The sequence below is a fragment of the Spirillospora sp. NPDC048819 genome, assembly GCF_040650055.1.
Classification (GTDB): Bacteria; Actinomycetota; Actinomycetes; order Streptosporangiales; family Streptosporangiaceae; genus Spirillospora.
Genome location: NZ_JBEZGN010000028.1, coordinates 1 through 23,435, shown reverse-complemented (window position 1 = coordinate 23,435; position 23,435 = coordinate 1). Strand labels below are relative to the sequence as shown.

22 protein-coding genes are annotated in these 23,435 nt (G+C 73.3%); 13 read left to right on the top strand and 9 right to left on the bottom strand.

Features of this window, described 5'->3' with window-relative positions:
- Positions 1 to 155 precede the first annotated feature (155 nt).
- The 4 genes from AB0C35_RS30765 (at position 156) to AB0C35_RS30750 (ending at position 4,238) form a co-directional block, all read left to right on the top strand.
- Positions 156 to 2,324, top strand: coding sequence for an anthranilate synthase component I (locus AB0C35_RS30765; RefSeq protein WP_358463384.1), 2,169 nt, complete (start codon positions 156 to 158; stop codon positions 2,322 to 2,324).
- A 259-nt stretch (positions 2,325 to 2,583) separates the two neighbouring features.
- The gene (locus AB0C35_RS30760; protein ID WP_165975373.1) at positions 2,584 to 2,730 is read left to right on the top strand and encodes a GPGG-motif small membrane protein; all 147 of its coding nucleotides are present in this window, start codon (positions 2,584 to 2,586) and stop codon (positions 2,728 to 2,730) included.
- Positions 2,731 to 2,800: 70 nt separating this feature from the next.
- Complete coding sequence (locus tag AB0C35_RS30755; RefSeq protein ID WP_358463381.1) at positions 2,801 to 3,718, top strand: SDR family oxidoreductase; 918 nt, start codon at positions 2,801 to 2,803, stop codon at positions 3,716 to 3,718.
- A gap of 115 nt (positions 3,719 to 3,833) precedes the next feature.
- On the top strand, positions 3,834 to 4,238 hold the full coding sequence (locus tag AB0C35_RS30750) for a ChaB family protein (protein WP_358463378.1): 405 nt from the start codon (positions 3,834 to 3,836) through the stop codon (positions 4,236 to 4,238).
- 36 nt (positions 4,239 to 4,274) lie between these two features.
- Here AB0C35_RS30750 and AB0C35_RS30745 read toward each other — a convergent pair whose 3' ends face one another.
- Entirely contained in the window at positions 4,275 to 5,255 is a 981-nt protein-coding gene (locus AB0C35_RS30745) for a YafY family protein (protein WP_358463657.1), read from the bottom strand.
- Positions 5,256 to 5,366: 111 nt separating this feature from the next.
- Between AB0C35_RS30745 and add the strand changes: the two genes are divergently transcribed.
- The gene (gene add, locus AB0C35_RS30740; RefSeq protein WP_358463375.1) at positions 5,367 to 6,392 is read left to right on the top strand and encodes an adenosine deaminase; all 1,026 of its coding nucleotides are present in this window, start codon (positions 5,367 to 5,369) and stop codon (positions 6,390 to 6,392) included.
- Position 6,393: 1 nt separating this feature from the next.
- Here add and AB0C35_RS30735 read toward each other — a convergent pair whose 3' ends face one another.
- On the bottom strand, positions 6,394 to 7,638 hold the full coding sequence (locus AB0C35_RS30735) for a DUF1266 domain-containing protein (RefSeq protein WP_358463372.1): 1,245 nt from the start codon (positions 7,636 to 7,638) through the stop codon (positions 6,394 to 6,396).
- 127 nt (positions 7,639 to 7,765) lie between these two features.
- Between AB0C35_RS30735 and thyX the strand changes: the two genes are divergently transcribed.
- Both thyX and AB0C35_RS30725 read left to right on the top strand, forming a co-directional pair.
- Positions 7,766 to 8,563 (top strand): FAD-dependent thymidylate synthase, encoded by a 798-nt coding sequence (gene thyX / locus AB0C35_RS30730; RefSeq protein WP_358463369.1) that lies wholly within the window; start codon positions 7,766 to 7,768, stop codon positions 8,561 to 8,563.
- Positions 8,564 to 8,626: 63 nt separating this feature from the next.
- A complete protein-coding gene (locus tag AB0C35_RS30725) occupies positions 8,627 to 9,349 on the top strand; it encodes a dienelactone hydrolase family protein (protein WP_358463367.1) in 723 nt (240 codons plus the stop codon).
- A 42-nt stretch (positions 9,350 to 9,391) separates the two neighbouring features.
- Here AB0C35_RS30725 and AB0C35_RS30720 read toward each other — a convergent pair whose 3' ends face one another.
- The gene (locus tag AB0C35_RS30720; protein WP_358463364.1) at positions 9,392 to 9,730 is read right to left on the bottom strand and encodes an SMI1/KNR4 family protein; all 339 of its coding nucleotides are present in this window, start codon (positions 9,728 to 9,730) and stop codon (positions 9,392 to 9,394) included.
- 62 nt (positions 9,731 to 9,792) lie between these two features.
- A complete protein-coding gene (locus AB0C35_RS30715; RefSeq protein WP_358463361.1) occupies positions 9,793 to 10,197 on the bottom strand; it encodes a PaaI family thioesterase in 405 nt (134 codons plus the stop codon).
- A 116-nt stretch (positions 10,198 to 10,313) separates the two neighbouring features.
- Here AB0C35_RS30715 and AB0C35_RS30710 point away from each other — a divergent pair, with 116 nt between their 5' ends.
- Positions 10,314 to 11,111 (top strand): helix-turn-helix transcriptional regulator, encoded by a 798-nt coding sequence (locus AB0C35_RS30710; RefSeq protein ID WP_358463654.1) that lies wholly within the window; start codon positions 10,314 to 10,316, stop codon positions 11,109 to 11,111.
- Between the two features lie 4 nt (positions 11,112 to 11,115).
- Here the strand turns inward: AB0C35_RS30710 and AB0C35_RS30705 are convergent, their stop codons facing one another.
- On the bottom strand, positions 11,116 to 12,249 hold the full coding sequence (locus AB0C35_RS30705) for a globin domain-containing protein (RefSeq protein WP_358463359.1): 1,134 nt from the start codon (positions 12,247 to 12,249) through the stop codon (positions 11,116 to 11,118).
- A 543-nt stretch (positions 12,250 to 12,792) separates the two neighbouring features.
- On the opposite strand from AB0C35_RS30705, the gene AB0C35_RS30700 reads away from it, so the two are divergent.
- From AB0C35_RS30700 to AB0C35_RS30690, 3 genes are all read left to right on the top strand, one after another.
- Positions 12,793 to 13,545 (top strand): gamma-glutamyl-gamma-aminobutyrate hydrolase family protein, encoded by a 753-nt coding sequence (locus AB0C35_RS30700; protein ID WP_358463356.1) that lies wholly within the window; start codon positions 12,793 to 12,795, stop codon positions 13,543 to 13,545.
- 108 nt (positions 13,546 to 13,653) lie between these two features.
- Positions 13,654 to 14,634, top strand: a complete 981-nt coding sequence (locus AB0C35_RS30695; protein WP_358463353.1) for an alpha/beta hydrolase — start codon at positions 13,654 to 13,656, stop codon at positions 14,632 to 14,634.
- On the top strand, positions 14,615 to 15,412 hold the full coding sequence (locus tag AB0C35_RS30690; RefSeq protein WP_358463350.1) for an enoyl-CoA hydratase/isomerase family protein: 798 nt from the start codon (positions 14,615 to 14,617) through the stop codon (positions 15,410 to 15,412). Before AB0C35_RS30695 ends, AB0C35_RS30690 begins: the two co-directional genes overlap by 20 nt.
- A 32-nt stretch (positions 15,413 to 15,444) precedes the next feature.
- On the opposite strand, the gene AB0C35_RS30685 is transcribed toward AB0C35_RS30690, so the two are convergent.
- The gene (locus tag AB0C35_RS30685; protein ID WP_358463347.1) at positions 15,445 to 16,626 is read right to left on the bottom strand and encodes an acyl-CoA dehydrogenase family protein; all 1,182 of its coding nucleotides are present in this window, start codon (positions 16,624 to 16,626) and stop codon (positions 15,445 to 15,447) included.
- Between the two features lie 131 nt (positions 16,627 to 16,757).
- Between AB0C35_RS30685 and AB0C35_RS30680 the strand changes: the two genes are divergently transcribed.
- Positions 16,758 to 18,191 (top strand): aldehyde dehydrogenase family protein, encoded by a 1,434-nt coding sequence (locus tag AB0C35_RS30680; RefSeq protein ID WP_358463344.1) that lies wholly within the window; start codon positions 16,758 to 16,760, stop codon positions 18,189 to 18,191.
- Here AB0C35_RS30680 and AB0C35_RS30675 read toward each other — a convergent pair.
- From AB0C35_RS30675 to AB0C35_RS30665, 3 genes are all read right to left on the bottom strand, one after another.
- The gene (locus AB0C35_RS30675) at positions 18,181 to 19,704 is read right to left on the bottom strand and encodes an RtcB family protein (RefSeq protein WP_358463341.1); all 1,524 of its coding nucleotides are present in this window, start codon (positions 19,702 to 19,704) and stop codon (positions 18,181 to 18,183) included. The two genes, AB0C35_RS30680 and AB0C35_RS30675, sit on opposite strands and share 11 nt — an antisense overlap.
- Before the next feature lie 134 nt (positions 19,705 to 19,838).
- The gene (locus tag AB0C35_RS30670; protein WP_358463338.1) at positions 19,839 to 20,462 is read right to left on the bottom strand and encodes a TetR family transcriptional regulator; all 624 of its coding nucleotides are present in this window, start codon (positions 20,460 to 20,462) and stop codon (positions 19,839 to 19,841) included.
- 75 nt (positions 20,463 to 20,537) lie between these two features.
- A complete protein-coding gene (locus AB0C35_RS30665; RefSeq protein ID WP_358463336.1) occupies positions 20,538 to 21,713 on the bottom strand; it encodes an ROK family transcriptional regulator in 1,176 nt (391 codons plus the stop codon).
- Positions 21,714 to 21,895: 182 nt separating this feature from the next.
- On the opposite strand from AB0C35_RS30665, the gene AB0C35_RS30660 reads away from it, so the two are divergent.
- Positions 21,896 to 23,335 (top strand): sugar ABC transporter substrate-binding protein, encoded by a 1,440-nt coding sequence (locus AB0C35_RS30660; protein ID WP_358463333.1) that lies wholly within the window; start codon positions 21,896 to 21,898, stop codon positions 23,333 to 23,335.
- Positions 23,336 to 23,435: the final 100 nt, after the last annotated feature.

Here is a 23,435-nt window from a genome sequence, read left to right as displayed (position 1 = left end):
TCGCGGCATGCGAATCGCAGCCTCCCAGTGGTGGTGGCGCCGCTAAGGCGGCGCCGGTTCGTGCACGTTCACACCCAGGCGACCGCCCTCACCCGGCGGTCGTTTTCGCGTCCCTCCGCCTGGGTGCAGGGCCCGGACAATGAGGGGCCACCGCGGTGGAGACCGTCTCACAGCAGCCGCTGACCAGCGAGTTCGTCACGGCCGGAGGCGTACGGGTGACCCGTACCGCCACCCCGGTCGACCCCGAGCGCAAGTCCGACGTGCTGAACGCCCTCGTCGCCGCCGTGGGGGAGCGGCGCGGCGGCGTGCTCAGCTCCGGCATGGAGTATCCGGGCCGCTACAGCCGCTGGCACATGGCCTACCTCGACCCCTGCCTGGAGATCGTCGCCCGCGGCCGGACGGCCGCCGTGCGGGCCCTCAACGAGCGCGGGCGGGTCGTCCTGCCCGCCGTCGCCGCCGTGCTCCGCGGCACCGGCGAGGTACGGGCGGACGAGCCCGGCCTGTTCGAGGTCTTCGTCCCGCCGTCCGGCGCGTTCTTCACCGAGGAGGAGCGCAGCCGGCAGCCGACCGTCTTCACCGCCCTGCGCGCCGTGGTCGGCCTGTTCCGCTGCGACGACCCCCACCTCGGCCTGTACGGGGCGTTCGGATACGACCTGTCGCTGCAGTTCGAGCCGCTGCGGACGAGGGCCGAGCGGCTGGCGGACCAGCGCGACCTCGTCCTGCACCTGGCCGACGAGATGGTCGTCGTGGACCGCAAGCGCGAGACCTCGCACCGGATGTCGTACGAGTTCGAGATCGGCGGCGTGAGCACCGCGGGGCTTCCGCGCGTCACCGAGCCGACGCCCGTCCCGCCGCGGGCGGCGGAGCTTCCGGCGCAGCCCGTCCCCGGCGTGTACGCCCAGATGGTCCGGGACGCCAAGGAGAAGTTCGTCCGCGGCGACCTGTTCGAGGTGACGCCGGGGCACGCCATGTACGCGCGCTGCGACGCGCCCGCCGCGTTCTTCGAGCGCCTGCGCGAGACCAACCCCGCGCCGTACGAGTTCCTGTTCAACCTCGGCGACGGCGAGCACCTGGTCGGCGCGTCCCCGGAGATGTTCGTCCGGGTCTCCGGCGACCGGGTCGAGACGTGCCCGATCGCCGGGACGATCAAGCGCGGCGCGGACGCGCTGGAGGACGCCGATCAGATCCGCACGATCCTCTCCTCGGCCAAGGACGAGTCCGAGCTGACCATGTGCACCGACGTGGACCGCAACGACAAGTCGCGCATCTGCGTGCCGGGCAGCGTGCGCGTCCTCGGCCGCCGGCAGATCGAGGTCTACTCGCGGCTGATCCACACCGTCGACCACATCGAGGGGCGGCTGCGCCCCGGCTTCGACGCGCTCGACGCGTTCCTCACCCACATGTGGGCGGTCACCGTCACCGGCGCGCCCAAGACGTGGGCGATGCAGTTCATCGAGGACCACGAGGAGTCGCCCCGCCGCTGGTACGGCGGCGCCGTCGGCTGCGTCGGCTTCGACGGGTCGATGAACACCGGGCTGACGCTGCGGACCGCCCAGATCCGCGACGGCGTCGCGACCGTCCGGGCCGGGGCGACGCTGCTGTACGACTCCGACCCCGACGAGGAGGAGCGCGAGACGCACCTCAAGGCGAGCGCGCTGCTCGGGGCGCTGACCGCCGCGCAGGAGGAGGGCGGGTCCGCCGAGGCGGAGGGGGCGCCGCGGGCCGCACGGCCGGGCGACGGCCTGAAGGTGCTGCTCGTCGACCACGAGGACTCGTTCGTCAACACCCTCGCCGACTATTTCCGCCAGCAGGGCGCCGATGTGGTCACCCTCCGGCACGGGTTCCCGATGCGGATGCTGGACGAGCACGCGCCCGGCCTCGTCGTCCTCTCGCCCGGGCCCGGCCGCCCCGGCGACTTCGCCACCCGCGCCCTCCTGGACGCGCTCGGCGAGCGGAACCTCCCCGTCTTCGGCGTCTGCCTCGGCCTGCAGGCGATGGTCGAGCACGCGGGCGGCGAGCTGACGCTGCTGCCCGAGCCGTCCCACGGCAAGCCCGGCCAGGTGAAGGTGACGGGCGGAGAACTGTTCGAGGGTCTCCCGGACGAGTTCACCGCGGCCCGCTACCACTCGCTGCACGCCACGCCCGACCGGGTGAAGGGGTACCAGGTGACGGCCCTGACCGGGGACGTCGTGATGGCGATCGAGGATCCGGAGCGGCGGCGCTGGGCCGTCCAGTTCCACCCGGAGTCCATCCTCACGGCGGCGGGCGGGGCCGGGCACCGGATCGTCGCCAACGTCCTCCGGTTGAGCCGTGCGCAGAGTTGAACCGTTCGCAGAGCTGAGCCGGTCCTAGTCCCGAAGCACGAGAGACACGGGACCGAAATGGTCCTGAGGTCGCTGTCGCCGGCCCGTGCGCACCCGGCAGACTGGGGAACCGGCCGCCGCGCCGCCCTTCCGCGACGCGGTGATCGCCGTTATCCCGGCGGAGGGGGAGGATCCCTCCCCCTCCGTCCATAACGCCATATTCGGCCATCCAAATCGCGATGCCGGTTTTGCCGGGAATCTACCGGGGATCCCGGAGGCCATGATGACAATTCTGTGGCTCATCGCCGTGATCCTGGTGATCGCCGGTATCTATGTGATCGTCGCCCGCCGCGACCTGCTGTGGGGCATCGTCCTCATCGTCGTCGGGCTGCTCGTCGGCCCCGGCGGGGTGAGCATCTTCACCTGACCGAAAACCGTCCGGCCGGGGACGTGAAACCCTGACGCGACCTGTCAGGTTTCGGTGCCAGCATCGTCCCATGAGCCGTGCACTGAAAGGAAAGATCGCCCTGGTCGCGGGCGGGACACGCGGCGCGGGCCGCGGCATCGCCACCGAACTCGGTGCCGCGGGCGCGACCGTGTACGTCACGGGACGGTCCACCCGGTCGCGACGATCGGAGATGGACCGTCCCGAGACCATCGAGGAGACCGCGGAGCGGGTGACGGCCGCGGGCGGCGAGGGCATCGCCGTCCCGGTCGACCATCTCGACCCCGGGCAGGTCACCGCGCTCGTGGACCGCATCGGCGAGGAGCAGGGGAGGCTGGACGTCCTCGTCAACGACATCTGGGGCGCCGACCACCTCTTCCAGTTCGGCAAGCCGCTGTGGGAGCAGTCCCTCGACGACGGGCTGCGGCTGCTGCGGCTGGCCATCGAGACCCACGCCATCACCAGCCACCGCGCGCTGCCGCTGCTGATCCGCGAGCCCGGCGGGCTCGTGATCGAGATGACCGACGGCACCGCCGAGTTCAACGCGACGTACCGCAAGGACGTCGGCTACTTCTACGACCTCGCCAAATGGGCCGTGATCCGGATGGCGCACGCCCAGTCCGAGGAGATCGCCGAGCACGGGGCCACCGCCCTGTCGCTGACGCCCGGATGGCTGCGCTCGGAGGCGATGCTCGACCACTTCGGCGTCACCGAGGAGAACTGGCTCGACGCCGCCGAGGCGAACCCGCACTTCGCGATCTCCGAGTCGCCGGCGTTCGTGGGGCGCGCCGTCGCCGCCCTCGCCGCCGACCCGGACCGGGCGCGCTGGAACGGGGCGTCGCTGTCCAGCGGCGGGCTGGCCCGGATCTACGGCTTCACCGACGCCGACGGCAGCCGGCCCGACGCCTGGCGCTACATCGTCGAGGTCGAGCAGGCGGGGCGCCCCGCCGACGTCACCGGCTACCGCTAGAGGCCCGTCACCGGCGGGGCCCCGGCCGATCCCGGCATCGGCGGGGGCCTCGCCCATCGTGCCGGTTTGAGGTGAGTCTGTCCGGTTATGGCGTTCGCACAGGGAAGGAGGAGCCATGCCGAAGACGACCAAGAGCGGCAAGCCGCGGAAGGAGGAGCTTCCCGGGACGCTGCAGCGCTCCCCGAAGGAGGCGCAGGAGACGTTCGCCAAGGCCCACGACTCCGCGGTCGAGACCTACGGCGAGGGCCAGCGGGCGCACCGCACCGCCTACTCGGCGCTCAAGCACAAGTTCGAGAAGCGCGGCGACAAGTGGGTTCCCAAGGACGGCAAGGGCCCGTCCGACCAGCGGGCGAAGGACCCCGAGGCCCGCCGCGGCCGCGGGCGGACCGCGGGCGGCGTGGACGTCGAGGGAAGCAGCAAGAAGGACCTCTACGACCGGGCCGCGGGCCTCGACGTCCAGGGCCGCTCCAAGATGAACAAGCAGGAACTGGCCGAGGCGATCGCGCGCAAGCAGGACTAGCGCGGCCCCTGACCGGCCGCCGGGGCCGGAACGCGCTCAGTCCGGGGACCGGGAGGCGTAGAGCCCGGCCAGGCGGGCGGCGGCCTCCGCCATCCGCCGCCGCAGCTGCGGCGGGGCCAGGACCTCGGCCTCCGGCCCGAGCCGCAACAGCTCCGACGCCGCGACGACCTCCGACTCGACCGGAAGGGTGGTCACCACCCAGCCCCGCGTGTCGGGCTCCCCGGCGTCCTCGGCCGCCCGCCGCGCGGCATGCGGTTCGACGGCGTACCGCAGGAGCCGCATCCCGGCGGGCGACAGCCGGACCGTGACCTCCTCGCGCAGCATCGACCGCACGAACACCTCCGCCTGCTCGCGCCAGTGCCCGGCGAGATCGAAGTCCTCGTCGCGCTCGAAGGAGGCACCGGTCGGGCGGACCTCCGTGACCCGGTCCACCCGGTAGGTGCGCGGCCTGCCCCCGACCCGCGCGATCAGGTACCAGGTGCCGTTCTTCAGGACGAGCCCGTACGGCTCGGCCGCCCGCGCGACCTCGGTGTCCCCGCGGCGGTAGCGCAGCTCGACGCACTCGTCCTCCCACACGGCCCGCGCGAGGTCCCGCAGGAGCGGCGGCGGCCCGGACTCGCCGAACCAGCCCGGCGCGTCCAGGTGGAACCGCTGGCCCGCCCGCGACGGCGCGTCCCGCAGCGACGCGGGCAGCGCCGCCAGGACCTTCAGCTCGGCCGCCGCCACCGCGTCGCCGCGCCCCATGTCGCCGGCCGGGCCCGGCAGCCCGGACAGGAACAGCGCCTCGGCCTCCTCGCGGGTGAGGCCCGTCAGCCGCGTCCGGTACCCGCCGACCAGCCGGTATCCGCCGGCGCGGCCCTGGTCGGCGTACACCGGGACCCCGGCCGCCGACAGTGCCTCCATGTCCCGGTACACGGTGCGCTCGGAGACCTCCAGCTCCCGCGCCAGCTCGCCCGCCGTCATCGTCTCCCGCGACTGCAGGAGCAGCACTATCGAGATCAACCGGGCGGCCCGCACGCGTCCCATCCTGCCGCACCCCGCGCACCGCTCCGCCGTTCCTGACAATCTTCTGGCAGATTCGGGTGGTTTGTCTGTCGTGGCCGGTCCGGTGCCTGTTAGCTTCGCGGCGTGCTGACCGAAACCACACCCGTCGAGGCGTTCATCGACGCCCTGCCGAAGGTCGAGCTCCACGTCCACCTCGTGGGCTCCGCCTCGGTCCCCACCGTCCTCGAACTCGCCCGCCGCCACCCCGATGGACCCGTCCCGGTGGACGAGCGGGAACTGCGCGCCTTCTACGAGTTCCGCGACTTCCCGCACTTCGCCGAGGTGTACGAGTCGGTCTCCAGCCTCGTCCGGACCCCGGAGGACGTCGGGACCCTCGTCCTCGGCACCGCCCGCGACCTCGCCGCGCAGAACGTCCGCTACGTCGAGCTGACCGTCACCCCCTACACCCACCAGCGGGCCGGGATGCCGATGCCCGCCATCACCGAGGTCCTCGACCACGCCGTCCGCGAGGCCCGGGACCGGCACGGCATCCGCGTCGCCTACATCTTCGACATCCCCGGCGAGTTCGGCGCCGAAGGGACCCGCGGCACCATCGGCCACGCCCTCGCCCACCCGCCGGAGGCGCTCGTCGGGTTCGGCATCGGCGGCATCGAGCAGGTCCGCCCGCCGTTCCGCGACACCTTCCGGGACGCGTTCGCCGCCGCCCGCGCCGCGGGGCTCCGCAGCCTCCCGCACGCCGGGGAGATGACCGGACCGGAGACCATCTGGGAGGCGATCGAGGGCCTCGGCGCCGAACGCATCGGCCACGGCATCAGCTGCATGGACGACCCGCGCCTCATCGCGCACCTCCGCGAGACGCAACTGCCGCTGGAGGTGTGCCCCACGTCCAACGTCTGCACCGGACAGGTCGCCCGCCTCGCCGACCACCCCCTGCCGAGGATGCTGGAGGAGGGACTCTTCGTCACCCTCAACAGCGACGACCCGCCGATGTTCGACACCACCCTCACCGGCGAGTACCGCATCGCCGCCGAGGTCTTCGGCCTGGACCGCGCCGGCCTGGCGTCCTTGGCCCGCAACGCCGTCATCGCCTCGTCCCTGGACGAGGAGGCCCGCCAGGCCATCCTCACCGACATCGACGCCCTGCTCTGACCTACCCCCAGGCCATGCGCCGCCATGGGCTGCCGGGATCCTCGGCGAGGACGCGGTGACCGGTGAGGGAGCGCTCGTACCACTCGCCGAACTCGCCCTCGTCGAACCGCAGCATCCTCCCGAGGATGTAGCCGGCGGAGAACGCGCCCCACGACGAGTACACCTGGTGGGCGCGTCCACCGGCCGTGAGGACGCACTTCTCGGCCTCTTCGGCGTCGCAGTACCCGGCGTTCAGCCCCCAGCGGGCCATGTTCACCGCCCGGCCGAAGTCGTAGCCGTACACGCTCTCGACCACGCCGTCCGGCTTGAGGAGACCGTCCGCCCGGAACCGCACCTCGTACCGCTCGATCAGGTCCGGCAGCCCGGCGACCTCGCCGACGGTCTCGTCGGAGACGTCGTGCTCGCGGCACCAGGCGACGACGGCCGCGCGCCACTCCCGCGGGCCGGTACCGCGGCCGCGCTGGTCAAGGACCATCTGGACGGCGGGATCGCTGTTGCGCGCGTCGAGCAGCGCGTCCATCTGCTCGCGCCAGCTCTCGTGGCCGGTGATGTTCCAGTCACGCTCCAGCAGGACCTTGTCGTCGCGTGAACTCCCGTCCCGGCCGCTCAGGGCGTTCCAGGCGACGCCGTTGCCGACGGCCAGATGCGCGCCCACGGCGAGCGCCGCGGCCAGCCGTCCCCACGCCGCACTGTCCGGATCGGTGACGAGGACGTCGTGGTCGCGGTCGGGACGCCGCTCGGCCTCGGCGAGCAGTTTCGCCACCTGCCGGTACCCCTCGCCGCCCGGCGGCATCTGCGCCAGCAGTTCCCGCAGCGGCCGCAGCGCCTCGCGGGCACCCGCGTCCTTGACGATGAGCCGCGCGGCGTGGACACCGGCCCCGTCGGCGCGCTTGCGATCGTGCAGCGACCAGAACGCGCTCATCGCCGACCAGGCGCGCCTGGCCGCCTCGCCGGTCCGCCCCGCCGCCGCCAGGACGTGCGCCGCCTGCGCGTCCAGCCCGGCGCGCACCTCGGCCGGCATGGAGGCCGCGGCACGGTCGAGCTCGTCCAGGATGCGATGCGCCTCCCCGGTGCCGCCCGCGGCGGCGAGCGCCCGCGCGCCGCGGGCGCGCACCGCCACGGCGGACGTCCAGTCGCCGTGCGCCTCCATGGCCTCGGCGGCGCCCGCGTAGGCGGCCGCGGCCTCCCCGTGCCTGCCCTGCCGCTCGAACTTCCTGGCCCGCTCGAGCATCCCCTGATACGTCATGGTCCCTCCGCGTCCAACCGTACCGACCCGATGATCTCCACGGCCGGGCTTCCCCGTCCCAGGTCGCGGCTGTCCCACCGTGGTGGTTTCCTAGGGACGACGGAAACGACCCTGGGGGGATACGAGAGTGAAGAGCGTCGAGCCTGAGGTGTTCCTCGTTGCGCGACCCGAGCTGGACTACGACGAGGTCGCCCGGTACCTGCGGGACGTGGGCGGGGAGAGCTGGCTGGAGCGGCTCGACCGGGGCGGCCTCGACGACGAGCTGAACGATCCGCAGAACCTCGCCGAGTTCGCGGGCCGGCTCTGCTACCGCTCGTGGGAGCCGGGCCTCAACCCCAACGTGGTCAAGGTCCGCACGGACTCGGGCCAGTACCTGCAGAACATCCTTCGCAGCCTGCACGGCTCGGTGCTGGAGCACGTCAGCTTCAGCTTCGTCCTGCACAACGTGAGCCGCGTGCTGACCCACGAACTCGTGCGCCATCGCCCGGGCGTGGCCATCTCGCAGGAGTCGCTGCGCTTCGTCCGGCTTCAGGACATCCCGTTCTGGTTCCCCGAGTGGGCCCGCGAAGACCCCGAGCTGATGAAGCGCGCCACCGCCGTGCTGGAGCAGATGGAGGAGTTCCAGGGCTGGATGGCCGAGCACTTCGGCCTGGACGACGAGGGCGTGCCGTTCAAGGAGAAGAAGCACAAGACCTCGTTCATGCGCCGGTTCGCCCCCGAGGGCGTCGGCACCGGCCTGGTCTGGACGGCCAACGTCCGCACGCTGCGCCACACCCTGGAGAACCGCACCGCCCCCGGCGCCGAGGAGGAGATCCGCCTCCTCTTCGGCAAGATCGGCGAGGTGATGCGCAAGGAGGCCCCGGACCTGTTCGGCGACTACGTCGTCGAGGACGGCGCCTGGATCCCCGAGTGGCGCAAGGTCTGACGTCCGGTCCGGGCGCGTTTGGGTCTAGGCGCGCGGCGTGCCCGTGGGGAATTGTTGGACGGTATGTCTGACATCACGATTCCCGTGGGTGTGCGGGAGCTGCCGGGTTACCTCGCCGTCCCCGAGGGTGAGGGGCCCTGGCCCGGGGTGGTCATCGTGTTCGAGGCGCTGGGCGCCACCGGCGACATGCGCGCCCAGGCCGACCGGTTCGCCGCCGGCGGGTACCTCGCCGTCCTGCCGGACCTCTACGACGGTGCGCCGTGGGTGAGGTGCGTCACCAAGGCGATGCGGGACATGCGGTCCGGGCGCGGACCCGCCTACGACCACATCGAGGCGGCCCGGGCGTGGCTCGCGGGACGGGACGACTGCACCGGCGACGTGGGCGTGTGCGGGTTCTGCATGGGCGGCGGGTTCGCGCTCGTCGCGGCGGCGAAGTACGACTTCGAGGCCGCCGCGGTCAACTACGGCATGCTGCCGCGCCGGCCGGAGGAGGCGCTGCGGGGCGCGTGCCCGATCGTCGGGAACTACGGCGGCGCCGATCCGACGCTGCGCGGGGCGGCGGGCAGGCTGGAGAGTGCGCTCACCGGCGCGGGTGTGACGCACGACGTGAAGGAGTACCCGGCGACCGGGCACGGCTTCCTGACCGAGACCTCGCTCCCGGGCCCGCTGGGCCCGGTGGCGAAGATCGTGTTCGGGATGGGCCGGGGACGGGCGAACGCGGCGGACGGCTGGAGCCGGATCTTCGCCTTCTTCGACGAGCACCTCGCCAAAAAATCTACAACGTAAAGGGCCTGGCCTGTGGTGTCCGCGAGCCCGTGGGGTCCGTGATCAGCCGTACTCGGGACTGCGGCAATCGTGGAAGTCGATGTAGAGATCGTCCATCAGGTCGGCGAGCGACTCGAACCCCTCGTCGGGGTGGCCGACGCGGAACACGTAGGCGGTCCATTCGCCGTCGGTGGTCCACAGGAACCCGCGCAGGGACGGCGGGAGCGCCAGGCCGAGCCGTTCCTCCAGCGCGGCGATGGCGGCGGGCGCGGCCGGAGCGAAACCCATCCAGCCCTCGCGGGCGGCATCCGGGCCGGGGGGCGGCTCTCGGCCGGGGTCGTGCCAGGCGATGTACTGCTCGCTCCACTGCTTCAGGAACGGCCGCCACTCCTCGCTGTCCATGGTCCTCCCATCCGATCGCCGTGACGGCATCGTGGTGCCGGCGCCGGACCGCGGGCAACGGATTATGCGCGCAGGACGGCCTGGGTCTGGGTGACCTGGGCCACGCGGCGGCCGGCGGCGTCGAACAGGTCGGTCTGGACGACGATCGAGGTGCGGCCGGTGTGCAGCGGGTGCGAGGCGCCCCGGACGTGGCCGTCCTTCACGCCGCGGAAGAAGTTGGTCTTGGACTCCAGCGTCGAGGTGGACGTGCCCGGCGGCAGGTTGAGGAACGCGCAGGCCGCGCCGAGGGTGTCGGCCAGGGCCATGAGGGCGCCGCCGTGCATGACGCCGCCGGCGGTGCAGCGGTCCGGGGCCCAGTCCAGCCGGCCGGTGACCTCCTCGGGCCCGGCGGTGTCGAGCTGCACGCCGAGCGCGCGGGCGAAGGGCATGGCGTCGGTGAGCTGGTCGGGGGTGAGCCCGGCGGTCATGGAGCCTCCTCTTGTCGTTGCGGCCCACTCTGCCGATCGGCCGCGGCGGCGTCCATTACCCCGGACGTCATCGCGGCCATGATGCGGGCGCGGGTAGCGTCGGGGCGGTGACGACGATGACGGCGTTGAGCGACGTGAGACCGATCGGGGAGCAGCTCCGCGCCTGGAGGCAGCGGCGCAGGCTGAGCCAGCTGGAGCTGGCGTCGGAGGCGGACGTGTCGACGCGGCACCTGAGCTTCGTCGAGACGGGGCGGTCGGCGCCGAGCCGGGAGATGGTGCTGCGGCTGGCCGAGCACCTGGACGTGCCGCTGCGCGAGCGGAACCTGCTGCTGGTGGCGGCGGGGTACGCGCCGGTGTTCGGCGAGACGCCGATCGAGGAGCCGAGGATGGATTCGGTCCGGGCGGCGCTGAGGCAGGTGCTGAACGGGCACGAGCCGTACCCGGCGGTGGTCGTCGACCGGTTCTGGAACCTGATCGACGCCAACGCCGCGGCGGCGTTCTTCATGGAGGGCGCGCCGCCGGAGCTGCTGGAGCCGCCGCTGAACGTGCTGCGGCTGAGCATGCATCCCGACGGGATGGCCAGGAACATCCTGAACCTGGCGGAGTGGCGCGCCCACATGATCGACCGGGTGCGGCGGCATGTGGCGCTGACCGCGGACGCGTCGCTGGCCCAGCTCTACCAGGAGCTGCGGAGTTTCCCGGGGGACGTGGGGGAGGCGATCGCGCCGCCCGAGGGCAACGAGGTCTTCGTCCCGCTGCGGATCCGGCTGGAGGGGCGCGACCTGTCGTTCTTCAGCACGATCGCGACGTTCGGGACGCCGGTCGACATCACGGTGGCCGAGCTGGCGATCGAGTCGTTCTATCCGGCGGACGAGGCGACGACGGCCTTCCTGAAGGAGCGCGCCGGCTGGTGACCGCTCAGTCCTCGGCGGTGAGCAGGTCGTGGTGGATGCGGGTGAGGGACATCCCGTGCCGCTGCAGCGCGGTGACGGTCCGCCGGACGAGCGGGGCGGGGCCGGCCACGTAGGCGTCGTGGTCCCGCCAGCCGCGGACGCCGTCCAGGTAGCCGGGCAGGACGTCGGGCACCCGGCCGTGCAGTCCGCCGGGCCGGCCCCGTGACCGCGACAGGACCGGGACCACGCGCAGCCGGGCGCAGGCGGACTCCAGCCGCCGCAGTTCGGGCAGGTCGTACAGGCCGCCCTCGGCGCGGGCCCCGACGAGGAGGTGGACGTCGCGGTCGCGGCCGGACGCGGCGGCCTGCTCGGCGAGCGCCTTCATCGGGGCGAGCCCGGTGCCGCCGCCGATCAGGAGCAGCCCGCGGCCGTGGCCCGGGTCGAGCGTCATGGTCCCTGCGGCCGGGCCGAGCAGGACGGTGTCGCCGGGGGCGCAGTGCCGTACCAGCGCGCCGCTGACCCAGCCGGCGGGGCGGGCGCGGACGTGCAGGCGGATCGTCCCGTCGGGGCGGGGCGCGTTGGCGATCGAGTAGGGCCGCCAGACGCGGGGCCAGCGGGCGGTCTGCACGCTCACGTGCTGGCCCGGCAGGAACGGCAGCGGCCGTTCGGGCCGCAGTTCGAGGACGGCGAGGTCGTGGTCGCGGCGGTCGTGGCCGGTGACCTCGGCGATCCACCACGGCGGGTGGTCGGACGCGTCCCGCCCGGCGGCGGCGATCATGGTCGCGGCGGCGGACCGGTAGGCGCCGGTCCAGGCCCGCTCGGCCTCGGCGGTCCACACGTCGGCGGCGAAGAGCCGCAGGGTGGCGATCAGCGCGGTCTCGACGGCGGGATAGTGCTCGCGCAGCACGCCGTACTTGCGGTGGTCGCGGCCGAGCCGGCCGAGGTGGCCGGTGAGCTCCTCGGGGTTGTCCTGGCTCCAGACGATGCGGGTGAGCGCGTGGAAGAACCGGTCGTGCTGGATGCTCATCGCGGGCGGGAACAGGGCGCGCAGCCGCGGTTCCCGGGCGAACAGGCGGCCGTAGAAATAGCTCGTCGCGCCCGCCGGGTCCGCTTCGAGGCGGGCGAAGGTCTCTTTGACGATGCGGGGTTCCGGTGACATTCTCCAGCTCGCCCCCTTTGGGCTTTTGGAGGACGGACCCGGGGTTTCCGCGGCGGTCGCGCCACGTCCGATGCCCGGCTTTGTGAGATTCTCGCATTCAAATGCGCAGGTCCTCAAGCGGGGCGCGGAATGCGTCCCCCGAATGTTCCGCTGTGTAGTCGCACATGAATTCTCCGTGAGCGGCCGACATGGAGAAAGGGCACGCATACTGATCAGTATTTGCATGGTGCGGCAGCCGTTCAGGGCATGCGCCGGTCATGGGACACAAATCCCCTCCCGAGTGGAAGATTCAAGAATTCTTCGGCGATTTTTCCGGGGGACCGTCCCGGCCGCGCCCGCCCGGGGGTCCGGCCCCGGCGGACCGATCTCGCCACTTCCGACTGCGAAGATCGGCCCCGTGCGGCAAACTGGCAGGTAAAAGGCCGGGGGACGGGACGGCCCGAGGGGGGGGTGGGTGAGGCACCATGAGGTGCAGCCGAACGCGACGAATCACCCATATCGGTAGCCGTCCCGTGGCCGATGCTCAGCAGAGGGGAATCACGCATGTCGAAGGCCATCCGCGGGGCGCCGGCCCCGAACGCCGCCGGTGACGGCGCGCCGCCGCTCATCGGCATCACCACCTACCAGGAGCCGGCCCGCTGGGGGGTGTGGGTGCGCGAGGCCGCGCTCCTGCCGGTTCCGTACGTCCGCTCGGTCGAGCGGGCCGGCGGCGTCCCGGTCATGCTGCCCCCGACCGCGGCCCTGCGCGGCATGGACGCGCTGATCGCCCGGCTGGACGGCGTCGTCCTCGCGGGCGGCGGCGACATCGACCCCGAGCTGTACGGTGCCGTCCGGGATCCCGAGACCGGCCCGCCCCAGCCGCAGCGCGACCGGTTCGACCTGGCGCTCGCCCGCGCGGTCGTGGACGCCGACCTGCCGTTCCTGGCGATCTGCCGGGGCATGCAGGTGCTGAACGTGGCGCGCGGCGGCGCCCTGATCCAGCATCTGCCGGAGGCGGTGGGCCACCAGGGCCACGCACCGCAGACCGGGCTCGTCGGCTCCCATCCGGTGCAGATCAGCGCCACCAGCCTGGTCGGCAAGATCCTGGGCGACTCCGCCGACGTCCCCACCTACCACCACCAGGCGGTGAGCCGGCTCGGCAAGGGCCTGTCCGCGGTGGCCTGGGCCGAGGACCAGGTGGTCGAGGCCGTCGAGCTGCAGGGCCACCGCTTCGGGCTCGCCGTCCAGTGGCACCCGGAGGAGGGGGACGACGGGCGCCTGTTCGAGGCCCTGGTCGCCGAGGCCGCCGGCCGCTGACCGGCTGCTGACCAGCCGGTGCCCGGGACCCGCCGGGGATTGACCTGCCGGTACCGGGGAAGGCGATTCGGTAGATTTTGCCGCATATCGCCTGCCGGAGGCCGCCGCATGCCCCTGCACCCGCAGACCGCCGACTTCCTGAGGACGCTCGCCGCCTGGACGGCCCCTCCGCCGGGCACGGGCGTCCGGGCGGAGCCGACGATCGAGGAGATGCGCGCCCGGCTCGGCGAGGCGTTCCCGGCCGTCCGGCGCGAGCTGCCGCAGGTCCGCGACCTCGCCGTGCGCCGCCCGGGAGGTTCGGTCCCCGTGCGCCTGTACCGCCCGGCGCCGCCCGGGCGCGGCCCGCTGCCCGCGATCGTCTACCTGCACGGGGGAGGCTGGGTCCTCGGCGGCGTGGAGGATGTCGACGCCGCGTGCCGCGACCTCGCGGCGGCCACCGGATGCGTCGTCCTGAACGTCGGGTACCGGCTGGCCCCGGAGCATCCGTTCCCCGCGGCCGTGGACGACTCCTGGGCCGTCGTCGCGTCCGTGGCGCGGGAACCGGAACGCTACGGCGTCCTGCCCGGTGCCGTCGCGGTCGCCGGCGACAGCGCCGGCGGCAACCTCGCCGCGGCCGCCGCGCTGCTGGCCCGCGACCACGGGGTTCCGCTCGTCCACCAGCTGCTCGTCTACCCGGTGACCGACACGGCGATGGACACCCCGAGCTGGCGGAGGTACGCGTCCGGGTACGGGCTGGACGCCGGGACGCTCGCCCGGTTCATGCGGCTGTACCGGGGCGGCGCCGACCCGTCGGACTTCCGGCTCGCCCCGCTGCGCGCCCGCGACCTCGCCGGCGCCGCCCCCGCCACCGTGATCACCGCGGAGTACGACATCCTGCGCGACGAGGGCGAGGCGTACGCGCGCCGCCTCGCCGCCGCCGGGGTGCCGGTGGAGCTGCGCCGCTACGACGGGGTGGTGCACGCGTTCTTCCTGCTGCCGGAGATCTTCGACGCCGGTGTCCGGGCGATGGACTTCGCTGTGCGACGATTGCGCGCGGCATTCGGCGCGCGGACGCGGGAGGGGACCTGGCATGGGCAGCGGGCGGTATGACGGCTATGGGCGGCTGAAGATCGACTGGGCGGCGGACGGCGTGCTGCGGGTCACGATCAGCACGCCCGGCAAGCTCAACGCGGTCGACCGGGCAGGGCACCGGGAGCTGGCGGAGATCTGGCGGGACGCCGACGACGACGACGAGGTGCGCGCCGTCGTCGTGCGCGGAGAGGGGACGGCGTTCTCCGCCGGCGGCGACCTGGCGATGATCGAGGAGATGATGGCCGACCACGCCGCCCGCCGCCGCATCATGCGCGAGGCCCGCGACATCGTGATGAACGTGCTGAACTGCTCGAAGCCGGTGGTCAGCGCCGTGCAGGGCCCGGCGGTCGGCGCCGGGCTCGCGGTCGCGCTGCTGGCCGACATCTCCGTCGCCGGGCGCACCGCCAAGATCATCGATGGGCACACGCGGCTGGGCGTGGCGGCCGGCGACCACGCCGCCATCGTGTGGCCGCTGCTGTGCGGGCTGGCGAAGGCCAAGTACTACCTGCTGCTCAACGACGTCCTGACCGGCGAGGAGGCCGAGCGGATCGGCCTGGTCTCGCTGTGCGTGGACGACGCGGAGGTGCATGAGCGCGCCCTGGAGATCGCCGGGCGGCTCGCCGCCGGCCCGGCGGAGGCGCTGTCGTTCACCAAGCACGCGCTGAACAACTGGCTGCGGATGGCGGGCCCGACGTTCGACGCGTCCCTGGCGATGGAGTTCTTCGGGTTCACCGGCCCGGACGTGCGGGAGGGCGTCGCGGCGATCCGCGAGAAGCGCCCGCCCCGCTTCGGCTGAGCGGCACCGCCGGCGCCGGTCCTGTCCGGATGTCAGTACGACTTGGGCAGGCCGAGCTCGTGCTGGGCGATGTGGGCGAGGACGAGTTCCTCGGCGACCGGGATGTTCTTGGCGATGCGGGCGTCGCGGAACATCCGGGCGATCGGGTACTCCAGCGAGTACGCCATGCCGCCGTAGGTCTGGAAGGCGCGGTCGGCCGCCTGCCAGGCCGCGTCCGCCGCGGTGAGCTTGGCGATGTTGGCCTCCGAACCGCAGGGGCGGCCCCGGTCCCACAGCCAGGCGGCCTTGTAGGTCATGAGCCGCGCCAGCTCCAGCTGCGCCTTGACCCTGGCGAGGGGGAACGCGATGCCCTGGTTCGACCCGATCGGCTTGCCGAAGGGCGCCCGTTCACTGGCGTACTCGCAGGCGAGCTTGAGCACCAGCCCACCGGACCCGACGCCGCCGGCCGCGGCCAGGATCCGCTCGGGGTTGAGGATGTCCCACAGGACGGCGAACCCTAGGTCCACCTCGCCGAGGACCCGCTCCGCCGGCACGCGGACGCCGTCCAGGAAGACCATGCTGGACGCGACGGTGTTGGTGCCGAGCTTGGGGATCGGCTGGTAGCTCAGCGTCCCCTCCGTGACGGCCTCCTTGACGTCCACCAGCAGGACGGTGAAGCCCGAGGTGCGCGGCCTGGCCTCGGCGGCCGGGACCGTCCGGGTGACCAGGACCAGGTAGTCGGCGCGCTCGACCCCGGAGATCCAGATCTTCTGGCCGCTGACCGTGAAGGAGTCGCCGTCGCGGCTGGCCCGGGTGGTGATGTTGATGGAGTTGCTGCCCGCGTCCGGCTCGGTGATGGCGAAGCAGGTCTCGATCTCCCCGGAGGCGATCCTCGGCAGGAACTCGTGCCGCTGCTCGGGCGTCCCGTGCCGGGCGATGGTCAGCCCGCCGAACGCGGGCGTGAGCAGGTACATGAAGGACGCGGCGCCGCCCGCCCCGCCCTCGGCCAGCGCCTCCAGGGCGACGGCCAGCTCCAGCAGGCCCTGCCCGGCACCCCCGTGCTCCTCCGGGATCGCCAGGCTGTGCCAGCCGCCGTCGACCAGCTCCCGCCAGACCTCCTCCGGCCAGCGCTTGTCCGCGTCGCAGCGGCTCCAGTACTCCTGGTCGTACTTCCCGGCGATCGCCAGCACGCCCTCGCGCACCGCGGCCGCGCTCTCCGGCAGGTCGAAGTCCACCGCGTCTCCCTCGCTCGCTGTCGGGTCCCACGGTAGCCGATTCCAGTAAGTGGTCACTGACACGGCCCCGTCATTGAAGGCCGTCTCCCGGGGTAGGCGACCCGACGGGAACCGAAACGAGGGGGAGGACCATGCGGCCGCGCGACATGTGGATGCTGGCCGGCGGACGGTGGAGCCAGGGCGCCGGGGGCCGGATGTTCACGGTGACCGACCCGGCGAACGGCGAACCGCTGGGGGTGGTGCCCGTCTGCTCCGGCGGCGACGTCGACACGGCGGTCGCGGCGGCCGGCGACGCCGCGCCCGGCTGGGCGGCCGCCCCGCCCGCCGAGCGCGGCGCCGCCCTGCGCGCCGCCGCGCAGGCCGTCGAAGACCGGGGGGCCGAACTGGCCGCGCTGGTGACCGCCGAGATGGGCAAGCCGTCCGGCGACGCGCTCGGCGGGGTCGAGGCCGGGATCGCGACCCTGCGCCAGTACGCCGAGCTGGGCCCCCTGCACGGCGGGCGCAGCCTGCAGGGCGGGTGGGACGCCGCCGACTTCATGATCCGCGAGCCCCGCGGGACCGTCGCGGTGATCACCCCGTGGAACGACCCGGTGGCCATCGCGTGCGGGCTGATCGGCGCCGCCGTCGTCACCGGCAACACCGTCGTGCACAAGCCGTCCGAGCGGACCCCGCACACCGGCGCCATGCTCGTCGAACTGCTCGACGGGTGCCTGCCGGACGGCGTCCTGAACCTGGTCACGGGCGATGGCGGAACGGGCGAGATCCTCGCCGGCCACCGCGGCGTCGACGTCGTCGCGCACGTCGGCTCCACCCGCGCGGGCCGCCGCGTCGCCGAGCTGACCACCTGGACCGGGGCCAAGGCGCTGCTGGAGAACGGCGGCGCCGACCCCCTGGTCGTGGACGCGGACGTCGACCCGTCCTGGGCCGCCGGGCAGGCCGCCACCGGCTGCTTCGCCAACGCCGGACAGATCTGCACCTCCGTCGAGCGCGTCTACGTGCACGAGGCGGTGGCCGCCCGCTTCCTGGACGCGCTCGCCGAACGCGCCCGCACCATGCGGGTCGGCGCGGGCGCGGACCCGTCCACCGAACTCGGCCCGCTGGTCGACGAGCGCCACCGCGCCCGGGTGCACGAGCAGGTCGAGAAGGCCGTCGCGGACGGCGCCCGCGCCCTCACCGGCGGGTACATCCTGGACGGCCCCGGCTATTTCTACCCGGCGACCGTGCTCACCGGCTGCACCGACGCCATGGACGTCATGGCGGCGGAGACCTTCGGCCCCGTCGCCCCGGTCCGCACCGTCGCCTCGTTCGACGAGGGCCTGGACGCGGCGCGGCGCTCCCGCTACGGGCTCGCCGCGACCGTCCTCACCCGCGACACCGCCCACGCCCAGGCGGCCTGGCGCACCCTGAAGACCGGCACCGTGAAGATCAACGCGGTGTTCGGCGGCGCCCCCGGCGGCGCCGCCACACCCCGCCTCGCCAGCGGGCGGGGCTTCGGCTACGGCCCCGAACTGCTGGACGAGATGACGGCCGTCAAGGTCGTCCACCTGCAGACCGCTATCCCTTGACGGTCAGCAGCGGCCGCAGCTCCGCGACCGGAGTCGCCACGCCGCCGCCCTTCAGGCCCGCCACGACCGGGCCGATGTCCTTGTAGGCCCACGGCGCCTCCTGCTTGAGGTCGCGCCGCCAGGCGGCCATGACGTCGGACCGCCGCGCCACCACCGGGTCCCGGTGGTCCAGCGGCGTCACGACCCGGAAATCGCGCAGGAACGCGTCCAGCCCGGCGTCGTCGCCGCGCGCCGACGCCCCGCGCGGGACGCGGCGCCCGGCGCCGTGGCAGGCGCTGGCGAGCGTCCGCGGATCCCCGTGCCCGCGCAGCACGAAGCTCGCGGCGCCCATCGATCCGGGCACGATGACCGGCTCGCCCCACATTGCGTAGGGGCCGCCGGCCATCGCGGCGTGCCCGCCCGCCGGTGTCGCGCCCTTGCGGTGCACGACCCGGTCGCCGTCCCGCCAGAACAGGTTGTGCGGCGCGTCGTACAGGAGCCGCGACGCCATGTCCCCGCACTCGGCGGCCAGCCCCGCCCGCATCGTCAGCGACAGGAAGAACCGGTTGCCGACCGCGAAGTTGGCGGCGTTGCCGAACGCGTCGAGATACCGGCGGCGGTCCGGCTCGGACCGCTCGTCCAGCAGGAACGGCAGGATCCCATTGCGGGGCCGGGGCAGACCGGCCGGCCAGGTCGCGCGGAGCCGGTCCAGCGCGGTCGCGTTGGCCTGGTGGCCGAGCGACAGCGACCCGCTGTGCACCATCGTCACGACCGTGCCGGGCGTCAGCCCCCAGGCGTGCGCGGCGGGCGGGTCGTGGACGGCGGCCACGTACTGCAGTTCGGCGAAGTGGTTGCCGCCGCCGATCCCGCCGATGACGCTGTCGTGGCTCGACCCGTGGTGGCCGGAACCGCCCGCGCTGCCGATCCACCCGGCGAACGCGTCGGCCGTCCCGGCGGGGTGGCCGGAGGCGTGGACGCGGTCCAGGCCGTCTTCGGCGTCCTCGGGGGAGATGCCCTGCCAGGGCGTCTCGCCGGTGAGCAGCAGGCCGGGCAGGCCGTCCATCAGGAGTCCTTCGCGCTGGGCGGGGGTGAGCGCGATGCGGCGGCCGCCCTCGAAGAACAGGTGCCGCAGCCGCCGTTCCAGCGCGTCCAGCCTCGGCCGGATGCGATCGGCCCGCAGCGTGGTCACCTCCAGCCGCATGCCGCAGTTGACGTCGTTGCCGACCGCCTGCGGGAGCAGCGCGTGCTCGGTCTCCAGGACCGTGCCGATCGGGATCCCGGCGCCCTTGTGGAAGTCGGGGGTGAGGGCCGCGCGGGTGATCCGCGGCGCGGGCCCGTCGTAGCCGGGGGTGGCCTCGGCGAGACGTTCCAGGGTGGCGGCGGTGTCCAGGAACCGGAGCGCCTCGTCCACGGCGGCGGGCTCCAGCGGGACGTCGCCGCCGGCGCAGATCTCGACGGGGATGGAGTGCGGGTTGGGGAGGGTGAGCCAGTTCTCGTCCGTGCGGACGAGCCGGTGGTCTTGACGTGCGGGCATCGCGGAGTCCTTCGGGGCTGCCTGAAGGCGCGCTCGGCGGCGCGCGGGTAGGGGAGCCGCCCGTGCGGAGGGCACGGCGGCGGGGGAGCGGGAAGCGGCCCGCTCCGTCCTCGGGTTCAGCAGCCGCGAGGTGGTCAGACGGTAGCGCGGGGGCCGGTGCCCGTGCCAGCCGATTTCGTGCCGGCCGATTTCGGGGGGACGGCCATGTAGCGGGTCACCATGCGGGCCACGAAGCGGGCGAACCGCTCCGGCGGGCCGGAGGGCAGCATGATGTGGCTCATCGTCAGCCGCACCGCCGCGTCGGCGATCTCGGTGAGGGCCTCGCGGTCCAGGTCCGGCCAGTGGCGCAGCCCGTGCTCGGCGATGCGGGCGCTGGCGGTGAACAGCACCGGCTCGGCCTGCGTGGTGAGCAGCGGCAGCATCTCGTCGCCGCCCGCGCCGGTCAGCACCGCCTTCTTCAGCTGGTCGTCCGCCGACATCTCCAGCGTGAACATGACCGCGGCCGTCACCGCCGAGTACAGGTCGTCGTGCTCGGACAGCACCGCGTCGATGCCGTCGAGGTAGCGCTCGTTGTCGCGGATCACGACCGCCTGGGCCAGGCCCCACTTGTCGCCGAACTCGTTGTAGACGGTCTGCCGGCTCACCCCGGCGGCGGCCGCGACGTCCTGCATGCGGACGCCGCGGTAGCCGCGTTCCACGAGAAGGTCGGCGGCGGCGTCCAGGAGGGACTCGCGCACGGAGCGGCCGGCGGTGCCCATGAGTCGTCGTTCCTCCGAGGGTGATCGTGAGGCGGCGGCCTCACCGCACCATTATCACTCGGGGAGCGCCGCCGGTCATCGGGCGCCCGCCGGGTCGCCGCCGGTGTTGAGGAGGTGGGCGAGGGGGAGCGTGGCGGCGCCGACCGCGACGGCCTCCGGGCCGAGCCGGCACAGTTCGATCCGGGTCTGCGCGAACGGCTGCCGCAGCGCGTACGCGGCGGTGGCCGCCACGATCCGGTCGAGCATCCGGCCGCCGATCAGCAGGCCCGCCCAGCCGCCGATGATGATCCGCTCGGGGCTGAACAGGTTGACCAGGTCGGCGATGCCCGCGCCGAGGTACTCGGCGACGTCGGCGCGCAGGTCCGCCGCGGCGGGGGACTGGTCGGCGAGCAGCCCGGCGAGGGCGTCCTCCTCGTCGGCCCCGCCCGGCCCGCCCGCCGCCCGGTAGCGCTCCAGCAGCGCGGTGGCGCCGACGTAGGCTTCCAGGCAGCCGCGGGACCCGCACCGGCAGAGCGCGCCGCCGACCCGCGCGGTGGTGTGGCCCCATTCGCCGGCGCTGCCGGCCGCGCCCCGGTACGGCGAGCCGTCGATCATCACGGCGGCGCCGACGCCGGAGCCGATGAGGGCGACGACGGCGTTGCGGTGCCCGCGCCCCGCGCCGAACCACATCTCGGCCTGGCCGAGCGAGGTCGCGCCGTTGTCGATGAACAGCGGCAGCCCGGTGCCCTCGCGCAGCATCCGCTCCAGCGGGACGCCCTCCCACCCGATCGTCTGGCAGTGCACGACGGCCTCGGGTCCGTGCTCGATCACGCCCGGCACGCCGACGCCGACGCCGATGATGGACGCGGGGTCGACCGAGGCGCCCTCGATCACCGCCGGGAGCCCGTCGAGGATGTGCCGGACGACGGCGCGCTCGTCATGGCCGCCGTCGCCGAGCGGCAGGTCGGCCTTGGCGAGCTGGGTCAGCTCCAGGTCGAACAGCTCGACCATCACGCGGGTCTCGCCGACGTCCACGCCGACGAGATGGCCGTAACCGGCCGCCGTCTTCAGCAGCACCCGCGGCCGGCCCCCGTCGGACTCGACGCTGCCCGCCTCAACGACGAGCCCGGCCTCGATCAGCTCGGTGACGACGTTGCTCACCGAGGCGGGGCTGAGGCCGGTCGCGCGGGCCAGGTCCTGGCGGCTGAGCGGCCCGTCGAAGTAGAGCCGCCTCAGCAGTACCGACCGATTGGTGCGGCGCAGATCGCGCACGGTCCTCCTCCGGTGCCGCTCCGGCATCGGGCCCCCTTTCGCCGCGGCCCGCCCGGCCGCACCCCCGCAGGTTCTCAGGTCTTGACCCGACCATTATGTCACTGCTTAGATCACGTCGTGAAATAAGGTGTGATCTAACTCTCCGAGTGACTCGTCTCACTCCGCAGCGGAAGGCCGAGCGGATGCGCCATCCCCTCTCACGCGCGCCCAGCCCCGACGCCGTCCCCATCGGCGGCACCCGAACCCGCGCCCGGCGGCGCTCCGCCACCCGGATCGGCAAGGCCCGGAACGGCGGGGCCCGGACGGGCGGCACCGCCCGGACCGCGAGCCGGGCCGTCGCCGCGCTCGCCACCGGGCTGCTCCTCACCACCGTCGCGGCGTGCGGCGGGGGGACCGACCCCGGCGGCGGGAACGGCGACCCGGCGACCCTCACCTACTGGGCCAGCAACCAGGGCACCGACCTCGAGGCCGACAAGAAGGTGCTCGGCCCCGAACTGGCCAAGTTCGAGAAGCAGACCGGCATCAAGGTCGAACTGGAGGTCGTCCCCTGGACCGACCTGCTCAACCGCATCCTCGCCGCCACCACCTCCGGCCAGGGCCCGGACGTGCTCAACATCGGCAACACCTGGTCGGCCTCGCTCCAGGCGACCGGCGGCCTGCTGCCGTTCGACGACCAGGCGATGGCCGAGGTCGGCGGCGCCGAGCGGTTCGTGCCCGCCGCGCTCGCCTCCGCCGGCGCCAAGGGCAAGCCCCCGGCCGCCGTGCCGCTCTACAGCCTCGCCTACGGGCTCTACTACAACAAGCAGATGTTCGCGGACGCGGACCTGGAGCCTCCCCAGACCTGGCAGGAACTCATCGGCGCGGGCCGCAAGCTCACCAAGGACGGCAAGTACGGCATCGCGATCGAGGGCGCCAGCATCCCCGAGAACGTCCATCAGGCGTTCAACATCGGCCAGATGTACGGGGCCGACTTCTTCACCCCCGACGGCAAGCCCCAGTTCGCCACACCGCAGGCCGTGAAGGCCGTCAAGTCGTACATCGACCTGCTCGCCAAGGAGAAGATCGCCGCACCCGGCAACGCCGAGTACTCCGCCAACCAGTCGATCAACGACTTCGCCACCGGCAAGGCCGCGATGCTGCTCTGGCAGGCCACGACCAGCGGCCTCACCAACCTCGGCATGAAGCCCGGCGAGTGGGGCGTCGTGCCGATCCCGAAGCCGTCGCCGACGCCGCCCGGCGGGCGGGACATCACCTCCATGGTCGCCGGCATCAACATCGCGGTCTTCAAGAACACCGACAACCGCGACGGCGCGCTGAAGTTCGTGAAGTTCATGACGAGCGACGAGGAGCAGAAGATCCTCAACAAGGCGTACGGCTCGCTGCCCGCGGTGACCGCAGCGCAGAACGACCCGGCGTTCGACACCCCCGACCTGCGGGTGTTCAAGGAGATCCTCGCCACCAGCGCGGCGCCGCTGCCGCAGGTGCCGCAGGAGAGCCAGTTCGAGACGGCCGTCGGGACCGCGATGAAGGAGCTGTTCGCCGACGCCGCCGCGGGCAAGCCGGTCACGGAGGAGACGGTCCGGGCGAAGCTGGCCGCCGCGCAAGAGCAGATGGGCACGTGACGCCCGTATGACCTCCGCTGACGTCTCGGCCGCCGGGGTCTCCCGCCCCGGCGGCGCGGCGCCGGACCGCGACGGGGGTTCCGGCGGGCCGCGGCCCGCC

What these genes read in the sequence shown, in the direction of transcription:
- AB0C35_RS30695 (WP_358463353.1), top strand. Translation starts at nt 13,654, where the DNA reads ATGCCCCTGCACCCGCAGACCGCCGACTTCCTGAGGACGCTCGCCGCC.
- AB0C35_RS30715 (WP_358463361.1), bottom strand. Translation starts at nt 10,197, where the DNA reads ATGACCGCCGGGCTCACCCCCGACCAGCTCACCGACGCCATGCCCTTC.
- AB0C35_RS30705 (WP_358463359.1), bottom strand. Translation starts at nt 12,249, where the DNA reads ATGTCACCGGAACCCCGCATCGTCAAAGAGACCTTCGCCCGCCTCGAA.
- AB0C35_RS30735 (WP_358463372.1), bottom strand. Translation starts at nt 7,638, where the DNA reads ATGACGTATCAGGGGATGCTCGAGCGGGCCAGGAAGTTCGAGCGGCAG.
- AB0C35_RS30755 (WP_358463381.1), top strand. Translation starts at nt 2,801, where the DNA reads ATGAGCCGTGCACTGAAAGGAAAGATCGCCCTGGTCGCGGGCGGGACA.
- AB0C35_RS30670 (WP_358463338.1), bottom strand. Translation starts at nt 20,462, where the DNA reads ATGGGCACCGCCGGCCGCTCCGTGCGCGAGTCCCTCCTGGACGCCGCC.
- AB0C35_RS30750 (WP_358463378.1), top strand. Translation starts at nt 3,834, where the DNA reads ATGCCGAAGACGACCAAGAGCGGCAAGCCGCGGAAGGAGGAGCTTCCC.
- AB0C35_RS30710 (WP_358463654.1), top strand. Translation starts at nt 10,314, where the DNA reads ATGACGGCGTTGAGCGACGTGAGACCGATCGGGGAGCAGCTCCGCGCC.
- AB0C35_RS30675 (WP_358463341.1), bottom strand. Translation starts at nt 19,704, where the DNA reads ATGCCCGCACGTCAAGACCACCGGCTCGTCCGCACGGACGAGAACTGG.
- AB0C35_RS30660 (WP_358463333.1), top strand. Translation starts at nt 21,896, where the DNA reads ATGCGCCATCCCCTCTCACGCGCGCCCAGCCCCGACGCCGTCCCCATC.
- AB0C35_RS30720 (WP_358463364.1), bottom strand. Translation starts at nt 9,730, where the DNA reads ATGGACAGCGAGGAGTGGCGGCCGTTCCTGAAGCAGTGGAGCGAGCAG.
- AB0C35_RS30680 (WP_358463344.1), top strand. Translation starts at nt 16,758, where the DNA reads ATGCGGCCGCGCGACATGTGGATGCTGGCCGGCGGACGGTGGAGCCAG.
- AB0C35_RS30725 (WP_358463367.1), top strand. Translation starts at nt 8,627, where the DNA reads ATGTCTGACATCACGATTCCCGTGGGTGTGCGGGAGCTGCCGGGTTAC.
- AB0C35_RS30760 (WP_165975373.1), top strand. Translation starts at nt 2,584, where the DNA reads ATGATGACAATTCTGTGGCTCATCGCCGTGATCCTGGTGATCGCCGGT.
- AB0C35_RS30690 (WP_358463350.1), top strand. Translation starts at nt 14,615, where the DNA reads ATGGGCAGCGGGCGGTATGACGGCTATGGGCGGCTGAAGATCGACTGG.
- AB0C35_RS30700 (WP_358463356.1), top strand. Translation starts at nt 12,793, where the DNA reads ATGTCGAAGGCCATCCGCGGGGCGCCGGCCCCGAACGCCGCCGGTGAC.